The sequence below is a fragment of the Sphingomonas parva (ex Maeng et al. 2020) genome, assembly GCF_004564275.1.
Lineage (GTDB): Bacteria > Pseudomonadota > Alphaproteobacteria > Sphingomonadales > Sphingomonadaceae > Allosphingosinicella > Allosphingosinicella parva.
The window spans coordinates 41,577-58,828 of record NZ_SPDV01000025.1; the positions used below are offsets into that span (position 1 = coordinate 41,577).

The following is a 17,252-nucleotide window of genomic DNA, read 5'->3' on the forward strand; positions in this document are numbered from 1 at the left end:
GGATCTCACCTGCATTCCACCTGCATTAACAGGCGGCGGGGCCCGCCGACGGCGCCCAGCCGCTCAGGCCGGCACCACCTTCTGCTCGATGACGCCGAAGATCGGGTGGCCATGGTCGTCGTCCATCCAGATCCGGACGGTGTCGCCGTGGCGCAGGAACGGGGTCTCGGCTCTGCCGTCGAGGATCGTCTCGACCGTCCGGACCTCGGCGATGCACGAATAGCCGACGCCGCCCTGGGCGATCGGTTTGCCGGGGCCGCCGTCCTCGCCGCGGTTGGAGACGGTGCCCGAGCCGACGATCGTGCCGGCGGCGAGATTGCGGGTCCTGGCGAGGTGGGCGACCAGTGTCCCGAAGTCGAAGGTCATGTCGGTGCCGGCGTCGGCGCGGCCGAACGGATTGCCGTTGAGGTCGACCTTCAGCGCGCCGTGCAGCTTGCCGTCCCGCCACCGCCCGCCGAGGCTGTCCGGGGTCACGAACACCGGCGACAAAGCCGAGGCCGGCTTCGACTGGAGGAAGCCGAAGCCCTTGGCGAGCTCGGCCGGGATCAGGTTGCGCAGCGACACGTCGTTGACCAGCCCGACTAGGACGATCTTCTCGAGCGCCTGCTCGCGGGTCGCGCCGCGCGGCACGTCGCCCACGACCACCACCACCTCGGCCTCGAGGTCGCAGCCCCAGTCCTCGTCCGGCAGCGGGATGTCGGCGCGCGGCGGCAGCATCTCGTCGCTCGCGCCCTGGTACATCAGGGGATCGGTCCAGAAGCTCTCCGGCATCTCGGCGCCGCGCGCCTGGCGGACCAATTGGACGTGGTTCACATAGGCCGATCCGTCGGCCCATTGATAGGCGCGCGGCAGCGGCGCCAGCGCATTGCGCTCGTGGAAGCGCATCATCGGGATCACCTCGTGGGCGAGGTCGGTGGCGAGCAGCTCGAGCGCCGGCCGCGCCTCCGCCCAGTCGTCGAGCGCCGCCTGCAGGGTCGGCGCGATGTGGCCCGCGTCCGCGCACCAGGCGAGGTCCTCGCTCACCACCACCAGCCGGCCGTCGCGGCCTCCATTCAGGGTCCCGAGCTTCATGCCGCCGTCTCTCCTCATGTTCTTTCTTCCGCCGTCCCTGTGCCGCCCGACCCTCCTCTTTCCGTCATCCCCGCGAATGCGGGGATCCAGGAGGCTTTTGGATCGGTCACCGAGGCCGCCCTGGATTCCCGCCTTGGCGGGAATGACGGCTGAAGTGACGTGCAGGTCCGACCAATGTTGTGCCTCGGCAACTGGCATTTCGCCGCCGTCAGGTCTAGGGGCTCGGACAACAACAGAACACGCAGCAGAGGATGCCATGCGGAACATCGATCATTTCATCGGCGGCGGCGCCTTCGCCTCCGGCGAGCGGCACAGCGACGTCTTCGATCCCAACAACGGCGACGTCCAGGCGCGGGTGCGCCTCGGCGGCGAGGCCGATCTCCAGCGCGCGGTCGACGCCGCCAATGCCGCCCTCCCCGGCTGGATCGCGACCAACCCGCAGCGCCGCGCCCGGGTGATGTTCAAGTTCAAGGAGCTGGTCGAGAAGAACATCGACGAGCTCGCCCTGCTGCTCTCGTCCGAGCACGGCAAGGTGATCGCCGATTCGAAGGGCGACGTGCAGCGCGGCCTCGAGGTGATCGAGTTCGCCTGCGGCATCCCGCACGCGCTGAAGGGCGAATATACCCAGGGCGCCGGCCCCGGTATCGACGTCTTCTCGATGCGCCAGCCGCTCGGCATCGTCGCCGGCATCACCCCGTTCAACGTCCCGGCGATGATCCCGATGTGGATGTTCGGAGTCGCCATCGCCTGCGGCAACGCCTTCATCCTCAAGCCGTCCGAGCGCGATCCTTCGGTCCCCGTCCGCCTCGCCGAACTGATGAAGGAGGCGGGCCTGCCCGACGGCATCCTCCAGGTCGTCCAGGGCGACAAGGAGATGGTCGACGCGATCCTCGACCATCCGGAGATCAAGGCGGTGAGCTTCGTCGGCTCGAGCGACATCGCCCATTACGTCTACCGGCGCGGCGTCGCCGCCGGAAAGCGCGTCCAGGCGATGGGCGGCGCCAAGAACCACGGCATCGTCATGCCCGACGCCGATCTCGACCAGGTCGTCAACGATTTGACCGGCGCCGCCTTCGGCTCGGCCGGCGAGCGCTGCATGGCGCTCCCCGTCGTCGTGCCGGTCGGCGAGAAGACTGCCGAGGCTTTGCGCGAGAAGCTCATTCCGGCGATCGACAGGCTCCGGGTCGGCGTGTCGACCGATGCCGAAGCGCATTACGGGCCGGTGGTCAACGCCGCCCACAAACAGCGGATCGAGAATTACATTCAGATGTGCGTCGACGAGGGCGGCGAACTGGTCGTCGACGGCCGCGGCTTCACCCTCCAGGGCCACGAGAACGGCTTCTTCATCGGCCCGACCCTGTTCGACCGGGTCCAGCCGCACTTCCAGAGCTATCAGGAGGAGATCTTCGGTCCCGTCCTGCAGATCGTCCGCGCCGACAGCTTCGAGGAGGCGGTCCGCCTGCCCTCCGACCATCAGTACGGCAACGGCGTCGCGATCTTCACCCGCAACGGCCACGCCGCCCGCGAGTTCGCCGCCCGGGTCAACGTCGGCATGGTCGGCATCAACGTGCCGATCCCGGTGCCGGTCGCCTATCACACCTTCGGCGGCTGGAAGCGCTCGGCCTTCGGCGACATCAACCAGCACGGCATGGAAGGCGTCCGCTTCTGGACCAAGACCAAGACCGTCACCCAGCGCTGGCCCGACGGCTCGCCGAGCGGCGAGAACGCCTTCGTCATCCCGACAATGGGTTGATTAGATCCTCCCCGCTCCGCGGGGAGGGTTGATTAGATCCTCCCCGCTCCGCGGGGAGGACCTGGATTCTGGAGACGCTCTTGAACCTGCTCCACCTTCTCCCTCTCCTGCTTCTCCAGGCCGCCGACCCGCCGCGGACGGTGAACGACGGAGTGCTGGGAACGACGGAGGAGTTCGCCACCAAAGGCCCCGCGCGGGTCTGTGTGGGGAACACGATGGTCGAGGTGCTACCCGGAGAGACTGCCTATCTCGACTATCTCGGCATCCACTGGGGCGCGGTGCGCATCGTTGGACCGCACGGCAAGTTCGTGGTCAAGGAAGGCGACAGCTGGGCTCCGCTCAAACGACCGGATCTGTTCCAGGACGAGAGCGGCCGCACGTTTGCCCGCACTCGGCGCGATGGGGAGCCCGCCTACCTGCTGTTCGCAGCGACCGAATTTTCCGATGGCGAGGAAGTTCCCAGGGTATGGATCAGCGGTGAGGCGCTGAAGAAGGGACGCGCGTCCAGCATCCTCGAGCGCGTGCGGACGCGCCAGAAGGAAGCCACCGGCTGCGACCGCGCCTTCAATTATGGTTGGGACATGCTGTTCGGCGAGGAATCGATAGAGAAATGATACGAGAAGCCATCACCCGACTTGTTGCCGTCCTCCTCCTCCTCGCCCTCGCGGCCACGCCGGCGGCGGCGCAGAAGCGCATCGCCTTCACCTTCGACGACGCCCCCCGTTCGCCCGGCGCGTTCCTCACCCCCGACCAGCGCAGCGTGAAGCTGATCGCGGCGCTGAAGCGCGCCGGAGTGAAGCAGGCCGCCTTCTTCGTGAACCCGGGCAATCTCGCCCAGCCGTTCGGTGAAGGCGGCGAGGACCGGCTCGACGCTTATGTCGCCGCCGGCCACGTCCTCGCCAACCACAGCTTCTCCCACCCGCGCCTCCAGTCGACCGACCCGGACGTCTATCTCGCCGACATCGATCGCGCCGCGGCCTGGCTGAACGGCCGCGAGGGCAACCGCCCCTGGTTCCGATTCCCCTTCCTCAACGAGGGCGGGCCCGACAAGGCGAAGCGCGACGCGCTGCGCGCCGGCCTGAAGGCGCGCGGCCTCCGCAACGGCTATGTCACCGTCGACGGCGCCGACTGGCACCTCGAGGCGCGCGCGATCGAGGCCGCCCGCGCCGGCAAGGCGATCGACATGGACGCCTTGCGCGACCTCTATGTCGAGACCCAGGTCGGCGCCGCCGAAGCGTTCGACGCGATCGCGCGGAAGACCCTCGGCCGCTCGCCCGCCCATGTCATCCTCCTCCACGAGACCGATCTCGCCGCGCTGTGGATCGACGATCTCGTCGCCGCTCTGCGCACCAAGGGCTGGGAGATCGTCACCGCCGACGAGGCCTATCGCGACCGGCTGCGCAAGGCGTTTCCCGACACGCCCTCGGCCCAGGGGACATTGACCGAGGCGCTCGCCTGGGAGAAGGGCCTGCCCGCGCCGCGCTGGTACGCGCGCAACGACACCAAGATCCTCGACGCATTGTTCGCCGAACGAGTCCTCAAGGAACGCCCATGACCAACCAGTTCGATCTCACCGACGAGCAGCGCCAGATCCAGGAGATGGCGCGCCAGTTCACCGCGGACGCGATCACCCCGCACGCCGCCGAATGGGACGAGAAGCACATCTTCCCGCGCGACACGATCCGCGCCGCGGCCGAGCTCGGCTTCGGCTCGATCTACGTGTCCGAGGAGAGCGGCGGCATCGGCCTCGGACGGCTCGAGGCGGCGCTGATCATGGAGGCGATGGCCTATGGCGATCCCTCCACCTCCGCCTTCATCTCGATCCACAATATGGCGAGCTGGATGATCGACCGCTTCGGCGGCGATGCGGTCAAGGCCAAGTATCTGCCCTCGATGGTCACCATGGATCGGATGGGCTCCTATTGCCTGACCGAGCCGAGCTCGGGCTCCGACGCCGCCGCGCTCAAGACCAAGGCGGTGAAGGACGGCGATCACTACGTCGTCTCCGGCTCGAAGGCGTTCATCTCCGGCGGCGGCGAGAACGAGGTCTACGTGACCATGGTCCGCACCGGCCAGGAGGGTCCCAAGGGCATCTCCTGCCTGGTGATCGAGAAGGACATGCCCGGCGTCAGCTTCGGCGCGCAGGAGCGCAAGCTCGGCTGGCATTCGCAGCCGACCGCCCAGGTCAATTTCGACGAGGTCCGCGTGCCCGCCGAGAACCTCGTCGGCGGCGAGGGCGAGGGTTTCCGCATCGCGATGATGGGCCTCGACGGCGGCCGGCTCAACATCGGCGCCTGCTCCCTGGGCGGCGCCCAGCGCTGCCTCGACGAGGCGGTCAATTACACCAAGGAGCGCAAGCAGTTCGGCCAGGCGATCGCCGATTTCCAGGCGACCCAGTTCACCCTCGCCGACATGGAGACCGAGCTCCAGGCCGCCCGCATGCTGCTCTACGCCGCGGCGGTGAAGGTCACCGAGAACGCGCCGGACAAGACGCGGTTCGCCGCCATGGCCAAGCGCCTCGCCACCGACACCGGCTCGTCGGTCGTCGACCGCGCCCTCCAGCTCCACGGCGGCTACGGCTATCTGATGGACTATCCGATCGAGCGCTTCTGGCGCGACCTCCGCGTGCACTCGATCCTCGAGGGCACCAACCAGGTGATGCGGATGATCGTCGGCCGCGACATGCTGCGCCAGTGACCTATCCTCCCCCAGCTTGCTGGGGGAGGGGGACCAGCCGAAGGCTGGTGGAGGGGTATGCTTGTGCCACGCGCCGACCTACCCCTCCACCGCGCTCCGCGCGGTCCCCCTCCCCGAGCCGAGCTCGGGGAGGAATGAACGATAGAGGTTCTGTAGTTGATGACTGAAGACGTCCTCACCCTCACCGAAGGCGCGATCGGCCGCATCCGGCTCAGCCGCCCGAAGGCGATCCATGCCCTCACCAGGGACATGTGCAGCGCGATGATCGCGGCCCTGCTCGACTGGCGCGAGGATGCCGCGATCGAGGCGGTGATCATCGACCATGCCGAGGGGCGCGGCTTCTGCGCCGGCGGCGACGTCGTCATGCTGGCGAAGAGCGGCGAGAGCGACGGCGCCCAGGCGCGCGCCTTCTTCCACGAGGAATATCGCCTCAACCACCTTCTCTTCAGCTTCATGAAGCCGACCATCGCCTTCATGGACGGGATCACGATGGGCGGCGGCGTCGGCATCTCCCAGCCGGCGCGCTACCGGATCGCGACCGAGAACACCCGCTTCGCCATGCCAGAGACCTCGATCGGCCTCTTCCCCGACGTCGGCGGCGGCTGGTACCTCTCGCGCCTGCCCGGCCGGATCGGCCAGTATCTCGCGCTGACCGGCGCGCGGCTCGACGGCGCCGAGTGCCTCGCGCTCGGCCTCGCCACCCATTACCTCCCCGCTGCGTCGCTCGCCGAGGTCAAGGCGCGGATCGCCGCCGATCCGCAAGGGATCGAGGCGATCCTCTGCCAGGCGAGCCTCCCCGCCCCCGAGGCCAGGATCGAGGCGAACCGCGAGGCGATCGACCGGCTGTTCGCCTCCGAGGACTATGAGGAGATTCTCGCCGCGCTCGAGGCCGACGGCTCCGAATGGGCGCAAGCGCAGCTCGCCACCCTCCGCACCAAGAGCCCCCAGGCCTGCAAGGTCTCGCTGCGCCTGCTCTACGACGGCGCCCGGGTGCAGGATTTCGCCCATGAGATGCGCCAGGAATATGCGGTCGCCGCGCGGGTCGTGCAGCGCAATGATTTCGTCGAGGGCGTCCGCGCCCTGCTGATCGACAAGGACAATGCGCCGCGCTGGAGCCCGGCGACGCCGGAAGGCGTGTCGGACCATCTGATCGACCAGATCTTCGCCCCGATGCCGGAAGGCGAGGAATGGACGCCGCTGGCGCTGTGACCGGCGCCGGCGCCGCGTAATATAGCCCGTCATCCCGGCGAAAGCCGGGATCTCGTCGGGTGAAGAACGCGGCGCTTATATCACCACGAGATCCCGGCCTTCGCCGGGATGACGGAGACAGGGAAGCGTGATGTCTGGATATCAAACCATCCTGGTCGAGCCGCGCGGGGCCGTCACCCTGATCACGCTCAACCGTCCGAAGGCGCTGAACGCGCTGAACAGCCAGGTGCTGGGCGAGCTGATCGAGGCCTTCGCCGCCTTCGACGCCGACGACGGCCAGCATTGCGCGGTGCTCACCGGCAGCGAAAAGGCCTTCGCCGCCGGCGCCGACATCAAGGAGATGCAGGACCAGGGCTTCGCGCGCATGTACGCGTCGAACTTCTTCGCCGGCTGGGAGCGGGTCACCGCCACCCGCAAGCCGTGGATCGCCGCGGTCGCCGGCTATGCGCTCGGCGGCGGCTGCGAGGTGGCGATGATGGCGGATTTCATCATCGCTGCCGACAACGCCCAGTTCGGCCAGCCCGAGATCAAGCTCGGCGTCACTCCCGGAATGGGCGGCTCGCAGCGGCTCACCCATGCGATCGGCAAGGCGAAGGCGATGGAAATGTGCCTGACCGGCCGGATGATGGGCGCCGCGGAAGCAGAGCGCGCCGGCCTGGTCGCCCGCGTCGTGCCGGCCGCCGAGCTGCTCGACGAGGCGCTGAAGACCGCCGCGACGATCGCTTCCATGGCCCCGCTCGCCGCGATCGCCAACAAGGAGATGGTCAACGCCGCCTTCGAGACCGGCCTCGCCCAGGGCATTCTGTTCGAGCGCCGGCTGTTCCACGGCCTGTTCGGCACCGAGGACCAGAAGGAAGGCATGGCCGCCTTCGTCGACAAGCGTAAGGCTGAGTGGACGGGGCGGTAAGAAATAAACGTCACCCCGGCGCAGGCCGGGGTCTCGTCGGGTGAAAAGCGAAGGCGCCTTTCCGAGCCGAGATCCCGGCTTTCGCCGGGATGACGTGGATGTTGAAGAGGATCTAATCATGGCACGCATCGCATTCATCGGTCTCGGCAACATGGGCGGCGGCATGGCCGCGAACCTGGCGAAAGCGGGGCACGAGGTCGTCGCCTTCGATCTCGCCGAGGCGGCGCTCGCCAAGGCGGAGGCCAACGGCTGCACCCGCGCCGGCTCGGCCGCCGAGGCGGTGGCGAATGCCGAGGCGGTGGTCACCATGCTGCCCGCCGGCAAGCACGTCCGCCAGGTCTATGAGGCGAGCGTGATCGGCACCGCGCCCTCGTCCGCCATCCTGATCGACTGCTCGACGATCGACGTCGCCACCGCCCGCGAGGAGATCGGCAAGGCCGAAGCCAAAGGCTACCAGATGGTCGACGCGCCAGTCTCGGGCGGCATCGCAGCGGCCGAGGGCGGCACCCTGACCTTCATGGTCGGCGGCACGGACGACGCGTTCGAGCGCGCCCGCCCCTTCCTCGAGCAAATGGGCAAGGCGGTGATCCATGCCGGCGGCGCCGGCGCCGGCCAAGCCGCCAAGATCTGCAACAACATGCTGCTCGGCGCCTCGATGGTCGCGACCTGCGAGACCTTCGTGATGGCCCAGAGGCTCGGCCTCGACCCGCAGACCTTCTTCGACATCGCCTCCAAGGCCTCGGGCCAATGCTGGTCGATGACGACCTATTGCCCCCTGCCCGGCGTCGGCCCGCAGACCCCGGCCGACCGCGGCTATGAAGGCGGCTTCGCCGCAGCGCTGATGCTGAAGGACCTGCGCCTGGCGATGGAGGCGGCCGAGAGCGTCGACGCCTACACGCCGATGGGCGCCCATGCCGAGGAGCTCTACACCCGCTTCGCCGAGAGCCTCGGCGGCGGCGGCAAGGATTTCTCCGCGATCATCAAGATGCTCGACGACAGCTGGCACGCGCCGGAAGGAACCGCCACGACGGGTACGCCGCCGATCACGACGCTGAAGGGCTGAACCTGTTTCGTCATCCCGGCGAAGGCCGGGATCTCAGGTCGGAAGGGCCCCGGCGCCTTTCACCCTATTAGACCCCGGCTTTCGCCGGGGTGACGAGTTACCCGCCGCGCCGGTAGCTCACGCCCATCCTGCGCCGCTCCTCGCCGTGGCCGCGCGACAGCGCCGCTGCCCGCTCGGCCGCACTCACCTTTGCCGCGGGCAGGAGCACCGGGCCGCTGCGGCGGCGCAGGTCGGCGAGGCAGCGGGCGGCGGTGTCGCCGTCCCAGAGCTCCGGCCGCGGCCGCACTTCGCGCGGCGTCGAGAGCGCCTGGTGCAGCGCCACGCTCAATGTTTCCGGGGTGACCAGCCGGTTGGTGCCGTCGGTGATCGTCACCGGCCGCTCGGTATTCTCGCGCAGGGTCAGGCAGGGGATGCCGAGATAGGTCGTCTCCTCCTGCACGCCGCCGCTGTCGGTGATCGCCGCCGCGGCGCCGGTGACGAGGCTCATGAAGCGGACGTAGGGCTGCGGCGCGATCAGCGTCACGCCGGCGCGGGCGAGCCTGGTGTCGAGGCCGTTCTCGGCGAGCTTCTTGGCGGTGCGCGGGTGCACCGGGAAGACCAGGGCGAGCTCGCGCTGCACCTCGATCAGGGCGTCGACCAGCCGGATCAGCTGGGCCGGCGTGTCGACGTTCGACGGACGGTGCAGCGTCACCACGCCGTAGCGGCCGCGCGCAAGCCCGATCTCGGCCGGCAGGTCGGCGCTCTCGATCGCCGGCCGGACCAGCTCGAAGCTGTCGAGCATGATGTTGCCGACCCGGGTGATCCGGCCCGGCTCCACCCCTTCGGCGCGCAGATTGTCGTCGGCGTCGGGCGACGGCGTCCACAGCACGTCGGCGATCGCGTCGGTGACCAGGCGGTTGATCTCTTCCGGCATCGCTCGATCGCGGCTGCGCAGCCCCGCCTCGAGATGGATCGACGGAAAGCCTTCCTTGGCCGCGACCATTGCGCAGGCGGCGGTCGGGTTGACGTCGCCGACGACGATCAGCCAGTCGGGCCGATCGGCGCGCGCCACTTTCTCATAAGAGATCATCACGCCGCCGGTCTGCTCGGCATGGCTGCCCGAGCCGATGCCGAGATGGTGGTCGGGCTCCGGCAGCTTCAGATCGGCGAAGAAGGCGTCCGACATGTTCACGTCGTAATGCTGGCCGGTGTGGATCAGCACCGGCGCGAAATCCGGGGCGGCGGCGAGCGCGTGCCAGAGCGGCGCGACCTTCATGAAATTGGGCCGCGCGGCGGCGACGAGATGGATGCGCTGGACCATGGCCCGGAGCTAGCGCCAAAGGGTAAAGATAGGGTTGGGCCCGCGGCCCCGCCCTTTAGCCCAGCACCCGCTTCACGGCGTCGGCCCAGCCGGCCAGGCGTGCATCGCGGACCTCCGCCGCCATCGCCGGCGCGAAGCCCTCGACGGCGCCGCGCATCGCCGCCGCTTCGTCGAGCGAGGCGAACAGGCCGCAGCCGACCCCGGCCAGCATCGCCGCGCCGAGCGCCGTGGTCTCGACGAACAGCGGCCGCTCGACCGGAAGGGCGAGCATGTCGGCGAGATCCTGGGCGATCCAGTCGTTGGCGACCATGCCGCCGTCGATCTTCAGGCATTGCCAGGCGGCGCCGTCGCCGGCGAAGGCGGTCATCAGATCGTGCGCCTGGTGCGCCATCGCCTCCAGAGCGGCGCGTGCGACATGGGCGCGGCCGCTGGAGAAGCTCAGGCCGGAGAGCGCCGCCCGCGCCGACGGCTGCCAATAAGGCGCGCCAAGGCCCGAGAGCGCCGGGACCAGATAGACGCCGCCATTGTCGGGCACCGAGCGCGCCAGGCTCTCGCTCTCGCTGGCGCAGCTGAGCAGGCCCAGACTGTCGCGCAGCCACTGGACCAGGCTGCCGGCGACGAACACCGAGCCCTCGAGCGCATAGCGGCGCACGCCGCCGAGCTGCCAGGCGATGGTGGTGAGCAATCGGTGGCGGCTGAGCGGCGCCTCGCCGCCGGTGTGGGTGAGAATGAAGGCGCCGGTGCCGAACGTTGCCTTGCTGTCGCCGGGCGCGAGGCACGCCTGGCCGATCGCCGCCGCCTGCTGGTCGCCGGCGAGGCCCGCGATAGGGATGGGTGTGCCAAGATGCTCGGGCAGCGTCGTGCCGAGGCTGCCGGCGCAATCGACGATCTCCGGCAGCGCCCGGCGCGGCACGCCCCAGAGGTCGAGCAATTCCTCGTCCCAGCCGCCGCGGTGGATGTCCATCAGCGCGGTGCGCGAGGCATTGGTCGCATCCGAGACGTGGAGGCCGCCGGTCAGTCGGAACACCAGCCAGCTCTCGACGGTGCCGATACAGAGGTCGTCGCCCGCCGCGCGCAGCTGCGGCCAATGAGCCAGCGCCCAGGCGATCTTCGAGGCGCTGAAATAGGGATCGAGCAGCAGCCCGGTCCGCGCCTGGACGAGCGGCTCGCGCCCCTGCTCGCGCAGCGCCTCGCACAGATCGGCGGTACGCCGGTCCTGCCAGACGATCGCCGGCGCCAGCGCACGGCCGCTCGTCCGGCTCCAGAACACGATCGTCTCGCGCTGGTTCGAGATGCCGAGCGCCGCGACCCGACCGTCGGCGCCGCGCAGCACCTCCCGAGCGCAGGCGAGGCTCGCCCGCCAGATCTCCTCGGCGTCGTGCTCGACCAGCCCGGGCGCCGGATGATGCTGGGTGAGGTCGCGCTGCGCGGTGCCGCGGCAGCGCCCGTCGACGCCGAACAGCATCGCCCGGCTGCTCGTCGTGCCCTCGTCAATGACGAGCAGATCGTCGCCCATCCCCCCTCCTTTGGGTCGACTATGGCGGCTTCGGCCTCTAGCCTGCAAGACGGCGATGGAGAGCTACGACCTTCTGATCATCGGCGGCGGCATCAACGGCGCGGCGATCGCCCGCGACGCGGCGATCCGCGGCGCGCGCGCGCTGCTGATCGAAAGGGACGATCTCGCCGGCCACACCTCGTCTGCGTCGTCCAAGCTGATCCACGGCGGCCTGCGCTATCTCGAGCATGGCGAGCTCCGTCTCGTCCGCGAGGCGCTGGCCGAGCGCGAGATCCTGCTGCGCACCGCGCCGCACATCGTCCGCCCGCTGCGCTTCGCTCTGCCCCACGCGCCCGGGATGCGGCCGCGCTGGATGCTGCGCGCCGGGCTGCTGCTCTACGATCTGCTCGCCCTGCGCGGCAGCCTGCCCCGCTCGCGCCGGGTCGGCGCGCGCGACGCGGCGCTGCGCGCGCCTCTGGCGCGGCCTGCCTCCCTCCTGTCCTACTGGGACGCCTGGGTCGACGATTCGCGGCTGGTGGTGCTGAACGCGCTCGATGCCGCCGAGCGCGGCGCCACGATCGCGACCCGTACCGAATTGCTCGCCGCCCGCCGCGACGGCGAGACATGGCGCGCGGAGCTCTCCGGCGGCCGCAGCGTCGCTGCCGGCGCGATCGTCAACGCCGCCGGCCCCTGGGTGGCGGAGACGCTCGGCCGGCTCGGCGTCGCCGAGCGCAGCCGCGTCCGCCTGGTCAAGGGCAGCCATATCGTCGTGCCCGCGCTCTGGCCGGGCGACCATGGCTATATTCTCCAGCAGCCGGACCGGAGGATGGTGTTCGCCCTGCCCTTCCGCGGCCGCTTTACCCTGATCGGCACCACCGACATTCCCATCGACCATCCCGGCGACGCGCGGATCGACGGCGAGGAGATCCGTTATCTTTGCGAGGCCGCCGATCGCTACTTTGTCCGGCAAGTCTGCCCGGGCGACGTGGTCTGGCGCTATTCGGGCGTCCGGGCGCTGCACGACGACGGCGCGCCGCTCGCCAGCGCCGTCACCCGCGACTATCACCTCGATCTCGATCCCGAACCGGGGCCGAAGCTGCTTTCCGTCTACGGCGGCAAGATCACCACCGCCCGCGCGCTCGCCGCCCAGGCGCTCGACCGGCTCGGCGTCGACGGGCGGCGCGCGACCGACAGCCTGGCGCTGCCCGGCGGCGACCTCTCGCCGCACTTCCTCGACTGGCTGCGCGGGATCGCCGGCTGGATGCCGCAGCCCCTGCTCGCCCGCCTGTCCAACGCCTACGGCACGCGGCTGCGCGACATCGTCGGAGACGCGACGTCGCTGCGCGGGCTCGGCGCGGATTTCGGCGGCGGACTCCACGAGGCGGAGCTTCGCTACCTCCGGGACAAGGAGTTCGCCCGCACCGCCGAGGACGTGCTCTGGCGCCGCACCAAGCTCGGTCTCGATCTCACCGAAGCCGAGAAGGAGGCGGTCGAACGCTGGTTCAAGTGAATCCGCTCGGTCGAGAGAGGAATTGCATCACGGTCCTTCGTGCAGCGGGTCGGTGCCGTGCGCCGGAATGTCGTCCATCGCCTTGCGGTTCTTCTCGCCTTCGGCAGCGATGTCGCCATCGGCCGACGGGAGATCGGGGGTCGCCATGTCGTCGGGCGAGATTTCGTTCGGTTCGCGGCTCATCACCTGTCTCCTTCTCCGTCGACCAACGCCCGATCGGGGAACCCGCTCCGCGCGCACGCCGTTTCGCGGCCATGGCACCCACGGCACGACAGGCGCACGATCAGGCCGGACACGGCGACACCGTGATCGGCTGGAAGCTCGATCCAGAACAGCGGATGGAGCTGCTCCAGCAATTCCCGCCGCGTTATCCCGTCGTCGTCGCCGATCACGTGACGCTCCGCGCCCATGCCTCGGCCGACGCCATGCTTCCCGAGGAGACGCATGGCGAAATCGTCGGCCGCGCCGACGACGGCCAGGGCGTCGAGGCGATGGTGGTGCAGATCGCAGGAAGCACGGATCGGCCGGACGGAGGGACCTACCACATCACCTGGTCGCTCGCCGACGGCCGCGAGGCCAATGAATCGAACGACGTGCTGAAGGGCCGGCGCTGGCAGAGCTTCGACCTTCCCATGCCGGTGCGCCTGCTCCCCGCCCGCTTCCCCTGATGAAACGTCAATTGTTCCTGGATTGCGACGGCGTCCTCGCCGATTTCGACAAGGGAGCGACCGCGATCCTGGGGATGCCGCCCAAGGCGTTCGAGCGGCGGCACGGACCGGGCCGCTTCTGGGCCAGGCTCGCCTCCGCGCCCGATTTCTATTTCGGCCTGCCGCTGCTCGACGGCGCGAGCGAGCTGTTCGAGGCGGTCCGTCATCTCGATCCGATCATCCTCACCGGCATTCCCCGGGGCAATTGGGCGGCCGACCAGAAGGTGCGCTGGGCCGCGCATCACTTCCCCGGCACGCGGATCATCACCACCCTGGCCCGCGACAAGCGCGCCCACGCCAAGCCCGGCGACGTGCTGGTCGACGATCAGCGGCGCCACGCCGCCCTGTGGGAGGAGGCCGGCGGCGTGTTCATCCACCACAAGAACGTGCCGGCAACGCTGGACGCGCTTCGCGCGTTCTTTCCGCTCGACTGAGTCCGGTCCTCCGGTCGCCTCGAGAGCGATTGCCCGGACGCGCCGATGATATAGGATCACACGCGAATCCGTGGAGTGACGCGTGCGCCTGAAGCCTGGTCTTGCCCTCGCCGCTGGTCTCCTTCTCGCGGCCGCCAAGGCGCCCGAGCAGCGCACCATGCATTATCGGGTGACGCCCGGCTTCTGGTTCGACGGTACCGAGAGCTTCCAGGTCGATCTTCGCTTCCGCGGCGACGCCGATGGCGAGACCCTGCTTCAGCTGCCGAGCGAATGGGCGGGCTCCACCGAGCTGTGGCGGCAGATCGTCGGTCTCGAGATCCGCGGCGCGACGAGCCTCGGCGGCTTCTACGACAAGCCGGTCATCCGTCATAGACCGGGGGCGCGGCTGCGTGTCCGCTACTTCGTCGTCTCGCCGTGGCGGGAGGATCCCGGCTTCGCCTACGGGAAGGCGCGGCCGATCGTCCGCTCCGACTGGTTCTTCTGGCACGGCGAAGGCGTGTTCGCGCATCCGGAGGGACGCGAGGCGCGTCCCGCCCGCTTCCGCTGGGGCAAGCTGCCGCGCGGCTGGACGGTCGCCTCCGATCTCGACCATCTCCGCGGCAGGCGCACCGAGCTCGCCAACATGATCGACAGCGTCGCGATCGGCGGCACGCGGCTGAACGTCGTCGAGCGCGACATCGGCGGCGCTCCCTTCCGCCTGGCGACGATCGGCCGCTGGACCTTCGCACCGGAGCAGCTCGCCGACACCGTCGCGCCGATCGTCGAGGCGGAGAACGCCTTCTGGGGCGATCGCAGCGCGCCGCTCCTCGTCGCCATGGCGCCGATCGGCAACCTCCCCTCCGGCCTCTTCTACGTCGGCACCGGGCGGACCGACGCCTTCTCGATCGCCTCGACCAGCGCGTTCGAGCTGAAGCACGCCAAGCGCTTTCTCGCCCACGAATATATGCATAGCTGGGTGCCGCTGGCGCTCGGCGCCCTGCCGGTCGAGAAGCAGCCGAGCGACTATTGGTTCAGCGAGGGCTTCACCGACTATCTCGCCTCGAAGGTGCTGCTGCGCGCCGGCCTGTGGAGCGCCTCCGATTATGTCGCGGACAAGAACGAGACCTTGCTCCGCTACGGCACCTCGCCCGCCCGCAGCGCCAGCGCCGAGCAGGTGGTCGAGCGCTTCTGGGAGGACGAGGCGGTCCGCCAGCTGAGCTACGACCGCGGCCATCTCCTCGCCGCGATGCTGGACGCGGAGATCTTCGCGCGCTCGCAAGGCGCCGACAGCCTCGACGCCGTGCTCCGCGCCCAGCGCGACGTGGCCAAGGGCAGCTCCGCGCTGGCGACCAGTCTGTTCGCCGAGGTGCTGAAAGGCCGGACCGGCATCGACGTCGCCCCGCTGATCGATCGCTACGCCCGCCGCGGCGAGATGCTCCGCCTCCCCGACACCCTGTTCGGCGGCTGCGCGCGCCTGGTCAGCGAACGGCGGCGCGCGTTCGAGCGCGGCTACGACGCCGATGCGACCCGCGAAGCCGACGGGCTGATCACCGGCGTCGATCCGCTCGGCCCCGCCTTTGCGGCGGGGATGCGCGACGGCATGCGCCTCGTCGGCCGCGAGGACAGGAACAGCGGAGACTCGGCCGTCGAGATCGCCTACCGGGTCGCGGACGCGGGCGGCGAGCGGGTGCTGCGCTATCTCCCGCAAGGCAAAGAGGAGTTCGAAGTGCAGCGTCTGGAGCTCGATGGCCGCGAGACGGATCCGGCATGCGGCGTGAGCGCGACGCGATGAGCTTTACGGCCCGCATCCTGCTTCTCGGCTCGGGCGAGCTCGGCAAGGAATTCGCTATCTCCGCAAAGCGGCTCGGCGCCTATGTCATCGCCTGCGATTCCTACGCCGGCGCGCCGGCGATGCAGGTTGCCGACGCGGCCGAAACCTTCCCGATGCTCGACGGCGACCGGCTGCGCGAGGCGATCGCCCGCCACGCCCCCGATTTCGTCGTTCCCGAAGTGGAGGCGATCCGCACCGAGATCCTCGCCGAGGTCGAGGCGGAGGGAACGGTGGTGGTCCCGTCCGCCCGCGCCACCCAGATGACGATGAACCGCGACAGCATCCGTGAGCTCGCCGCCGGCACGCTCGGGCTGCGGACGTCGCGCTACCGTTTCGCCGAGAGCTTCGAGGAGGCGGCGGAGGCCGCGGCTTACACCGGTTTCCCGTGCGTGGTGAAGCCGGTCATGTCCTCCTCGGGCAAGGGGCAGAGCACGGTCGAGACCCGCGAAGGTCTCCACGCCGCCTGGGACTATGCCGTCGCCGGCATGCGCGGCGACCGTGTCCGGGTGATCGTCGAGGAGTTCGTGCGCTTCGATTACGAGATCACCCTGCTCACCGTCCGAACCCGGGAGGGGATCCTGTTCTGCCCGCCGATCGGCCATCGCCAGGAGCGCGGCGACTATCAGGAGAGCTGGCAGCCGACGCCGATGTCCGCCGCCGCCCTCGCCGCGGCGCAGGAGATGGCGCGCGCCGTGGTCGACGATCTCGGCGGCTACGGGCTGTTCGGTGTCGAGTTCTTCGTCGCCGGCGACGAGGTGATCTTCTCCGAGCTCTCGCCGCGCCCGCACGACACCGGCATGGTCACCCTGATCTCGCAGAATCTCTCGGAGTTCGATCTCCATGCCCGCGCGATCCTCGGCCTGCCGATCCCGGCACTGCGCCTGGCGCACCCGGCCGCCGCCTCGGCCGTGATCCTCGCCGACCGCGAGGCCGAGCGCTTCCGCTACGAGGGCGTCGCCGATGCGCTGGCGCTCGGTTCGGACGGCGCGGAAGTCGACGTCCGCATCTTCGCCAAGCCGGTCACCCGGCCCTTCCGCCGCATGGGCGTGGGGCTCGCCACGGCCCCCGACGCCGACACCGCTCGAGCCCTTGCCCGACAGGTCGCGGACAGGGTGCGCATCGTCTACGAGTGAAGGCGGATGGAGGCCGCCTCGGCTGAGCTGGCCGCCGCCTACCGCGAAGGTGGCTTGCGGTCCGGACGACCCCGGCCGCGCGGGCCCGGCTTGCCGCCGCTGGGATCGTGGCGGGGCGGCGGCTTGCCTTCGCGGCGGCCGCGCGGCGGGCCGTCCCGGCGCG

16 protein-coding genes are annotated in these 17,252 nt (G+C 69.8%); 12 read left to right on the forward strand and 4 right to left on the reverse strand.

Annotated elements, in window-relative coordinates; genetic code table 11:
* Positions 1–63: 63 nt before the first annotated feature.
* Positions 64–1,071 (reverse strand): fumarylacetoacetate hydrolase family protein, encoded by a 1,008-nt coding sequence (locus E2493_RS13315; protein WP_135087570.1) that lies wholly within the window; start codon positions 1,069–1,071, stop codon positions 64–66.
* A gap of 256 nt (positions 1,072–1,327) precedes the next feature.
* Here E2493_RS13315 and E2493_RS13320 point away from each other — a divergent pair, with 256 nt between their 5' ends.
* The 7 genes from E2493_RS13320 (at position 1,328) to mmsB (ending at position 8,700) form a co-directional block, all read left to right on the forward strand.
* A complete protein-coding gene (locus tag E2493_RS13320) occupies positions 1,328–2,824 on the forward strand; it encodes a CoA-acylating methylmalonate-semialdehyde dehydrogenase (RefSeq protein ID WP_135087572.1) in 1,497 nt (498 codons plus the stop codon).
* A gap of 80 nt (positions 2,825–2,904) precedes the next feature.
* Entirely contained in the window at positions 2,905–3,438 is a 534-nt protein-coding gene (locus tag E2493_RS13325; protein WP_135087574.1) for a hypothetical protein, read from the forward strand.
* Positions 3,435–4,379, forward strand: coding sequence for a polysaccharide deacetylase family protein (locus E2493_RS13330; RefSeq protein WP_135087576.1), 945 nt, complete (start codon positions 3,435–3,437; stop codon positions 4,377–4,379). Before E2493_RS13325 ends, E2493_RS13330 begins: the two co-directional genes overlap by 4 nt.
* Entirely contained in the window at positions 4,376–5,521 is a 1,146-nt protein-coding gene (locus E2493_RS13335; protein ID WP_135087578.1) for an acyl-CoA dehydrogenase family protein, read from the forward strand. The genes E2493_RS13330 and E2493_RS13335 overlap by 4 nt, the downstream gene beginning before the upstream one ends.
* Before the next feature lie 159 nt (positions 5,522–5,680).
* Entirely contained in the window at positions 5,681–6,730 is a 1,050-nt protein-coding gene (locus E2493_RS13340; protein WP_135087580.1) for an enoyl-CoA hydratase/isomerase family protein, read from the forward strand.
* 130 nt (positions 6,731–6,860) lie between these two features.
* Positions 6,861–7,637: an enoyl-CoA hydratase gene (locus E2493_RS13345; protein ID WP_135087582.1), complete on the forward strand. Its 777-nt coding sequence runs from the start codon at positions 6,861–6,863 to the stop codon at positions 7,635–7,637.
* 94 nt (positions 7,638–7,731) lie between these two features.
* The gene (mmsB, locus tag E2493_RS13350; protein WP_318531697.1) at positions 7,732–8,700 is read left to right on the forward strand and encodes a 3-hydroxyisobutyrate dehydrogenase; all 969 of its coding nucleotides are present in this window, start codon (positions 7,732–7,734) and stop codon (positions 8,698–8,700) included.
* A gap of 97 nt (positions 8,701–8,797) precedes the next feature.
* Here mmsB and wecB read toward each other — a convergent pair whose 3' ends face one another.
* Positions 8,798–10,000, reverse strand: a complete 1,203-nt coding sequence (wecB, locus tag E2493_RS13355; protein WP_135087586.1) for a non-hydrolyzing UDP-N-acetylglucosamine 2-epimerase — start codon at positions 9,998–10,000, stop codon at positions 8,798–8,800.
* Positions 10,001–10,055: 55 nt separating this feature from the next.
* Positions 10,056–11,516 (reverse strand): FGGY family carbohydrate kinase, encoded by a 1,461-nt coding sequence (locus E2493_RS13360; RefSeq protein WP_135087588.1) that lies wholly within the window; start codon positions 11,514–11,516, stop codon positions 10,056–10,058.
* Between the two features lie 55 nt (positions 11,517–11,571).
* On the opposite strand from E2493_RS13360, the gene glpD reads away from it, so the two are divergent.
* The gene (glpD, locus tag E2493_RS13365; RefSeq protein ID WP_135087590.1) at positions 11,572–13,005 is read left to right on the forward strand and encodes a glycerol-3-phosphate dehydrogenase; all 1,434 of its coding nucleotides are present in this window, start codon (positions 11,572–11,574) and stop codon (positions 13,003–13,005) included.
* Positions 13,006–13,032: 27 nt separating this feature from the next.
* Here glpD and E2493_RS21275 read toward each other — a convergent pair whose 3' ends face one another.
* The gene (locus tag E2493_RS21275; RefSeq protein ID WP_167737522.1) at positions 13,033–13,188 is read right to left on the reverse strand and encodes a hypothetical protein; all 156 of its coding nucleotides are present in this window, start codon (positions 13,186–13,188) and stop codon (positions 13,033–13,035) included.
* Between the two features lie 71 nt (positions 13,189–13,259).
* Here E2493_RS21275 and E2493_RS13370 point away from each other — a divergent pair, with 71 nt between their 5' ends.
* The 4 genes from E2493_RS13370 to purT all read left to right on the forward strand — a co-directional run bounded on the left by E2493_RS13370 (position 13,260) and on the right by purT (position 17,089).
* A complete protein-coding gene (locus E2493_RS13370) occupies positions 13,260–13,673 on the forward strand; it encodes a hypothetical protein (RefSeq protein WP_135087592.1) in 414 nt (137 codons plus the stop codon).
* Positions 13,673–14,146, forward strand: a complete 474-nt coding sequence (locus E2493_RS13375) for an HAD family hydrolase (RefSeq protein ID WP_135087594.1) — start codon at positions 13,673–13,675, stop codon at positions 14,144–14,146. Before E2493_RS13370 ends, E2493_RS13375 begins: the two co-directional genes overlap by 1 nt.
* Before the next feature lie 82 nt (positions 14,147–14,228).
* Positions 14,229–15,917, forward strand: a complete 1,689-nt coding sequence (locus E2493_RS13380; protein WP_135087596.1) for a M61 family metallopeptidase — start codon at positions 14,229–14,231, stop codon at positions 15,915–15,917.
* Positions 15,914–17,089 carry a formate-dependent phosphoribosylglycinamide formyltransferase gene (gene purT / locus E2493_RS13385; protein ID WP_135087604.1) on the forward strand — a complete coding sequence of 392 codons (1,176 nt, stop codon included), beginning with the start codon at positions 15,914–15,916 and terminating at the stop codon, positions 17,087–17,089. Before E2493_RS13380 ends, purT begins: the two co-directional genes overlap by 4 nt.
* The last annotated feature ends 163 nt before the right edge of the window (positions 17,090–17,252 follow it).

Coding starts and splice junctions, on each gene's coding strand:
- E2493_RS13315 (WP_135087570.1), bottom strand. CDS start 1,071: ATGAAGCTCGGGACCCTGAATGGAGGCCGCGACGGCCGGCTGGTGGTG.
- E2493_RS13320 (WP_135087572.1), top strand. CDS start 1,328: ATGCGGAACATCGATCATTTCATCGGCGGCGGCGCCTTCGCCTCCGGC.
- E2493_RS13330 (WP_135087576.1), top strand. CDS start 3,435: ATGATACGAGAAGCCATCACCCGACTTGTTGCCGTCCTCCTCCTCCTC.
- E2493_RS13335 (WP_135087578.1), top strand. CDS start 4,376: ATGACCAACCAGTTCGATCTCACCGACGAGCAGCGCCAGATCCAGGAG.
- E2493_RS13340 (WP_135087580.1), top strand. CDS start 5,681: ATGACTGAAGACGTCCTCACCCTCACCGAAGGCGCGATCGGCCGCATC.
- E2493_RS13345 (WP_135087582.1), top strand. CDS start 6,861: ATGTCTGGATATCAAACCATCCTGGTCGAGCCGCGCGGGGCCGTCACC.
- wecB (WP_135087586.1), bottom strand. CDS start 10,000: ATGGTCCAGCGCATCCATCTCGTCGCCGCCGCGCGGCCCAATTTCATG.
- E2493_RS13360 (WP_135087588.1), bottom strand. CDS start 11,516: ATGGGCGACGATCTGCTCGTCATTGACGAGGGCACGACGAGCAGCCGG.
- glpD (WP_135087590.1), top strand. CDS start 11,572: ATGGAGAGCTACGACCTTCTGATCATCGGCGGCGGCATCAACGGCGCG.
- E2493_RS21275 (WP_167737522.1), bottom strand. CDS start 13,188: ATGAGCCGCGAACCGAACGAAATCTCGCCCGACGACATGGCGACCCCC.
- E2493_RS13370 (WP_135087592.1), top strand. CDS start 13,260: ATGGCACCCACGGCACGACAGGCGCACGATCAGGCCGGACACGGCGAC.
- E2493_RS13375 (WP_135087594.1), top strand. CDS start 13,673: ATGAAACGTCAATTGTTCCTGGATTGCGACGGCGTCCTCGCCGATTTC.
- purT (WP_135087604.1), top strand. CDS start 15,914: ATGAGCTTTACGGCCCGCATCCTGCTTCTCGGCTCGGGCGAGCTCGGC.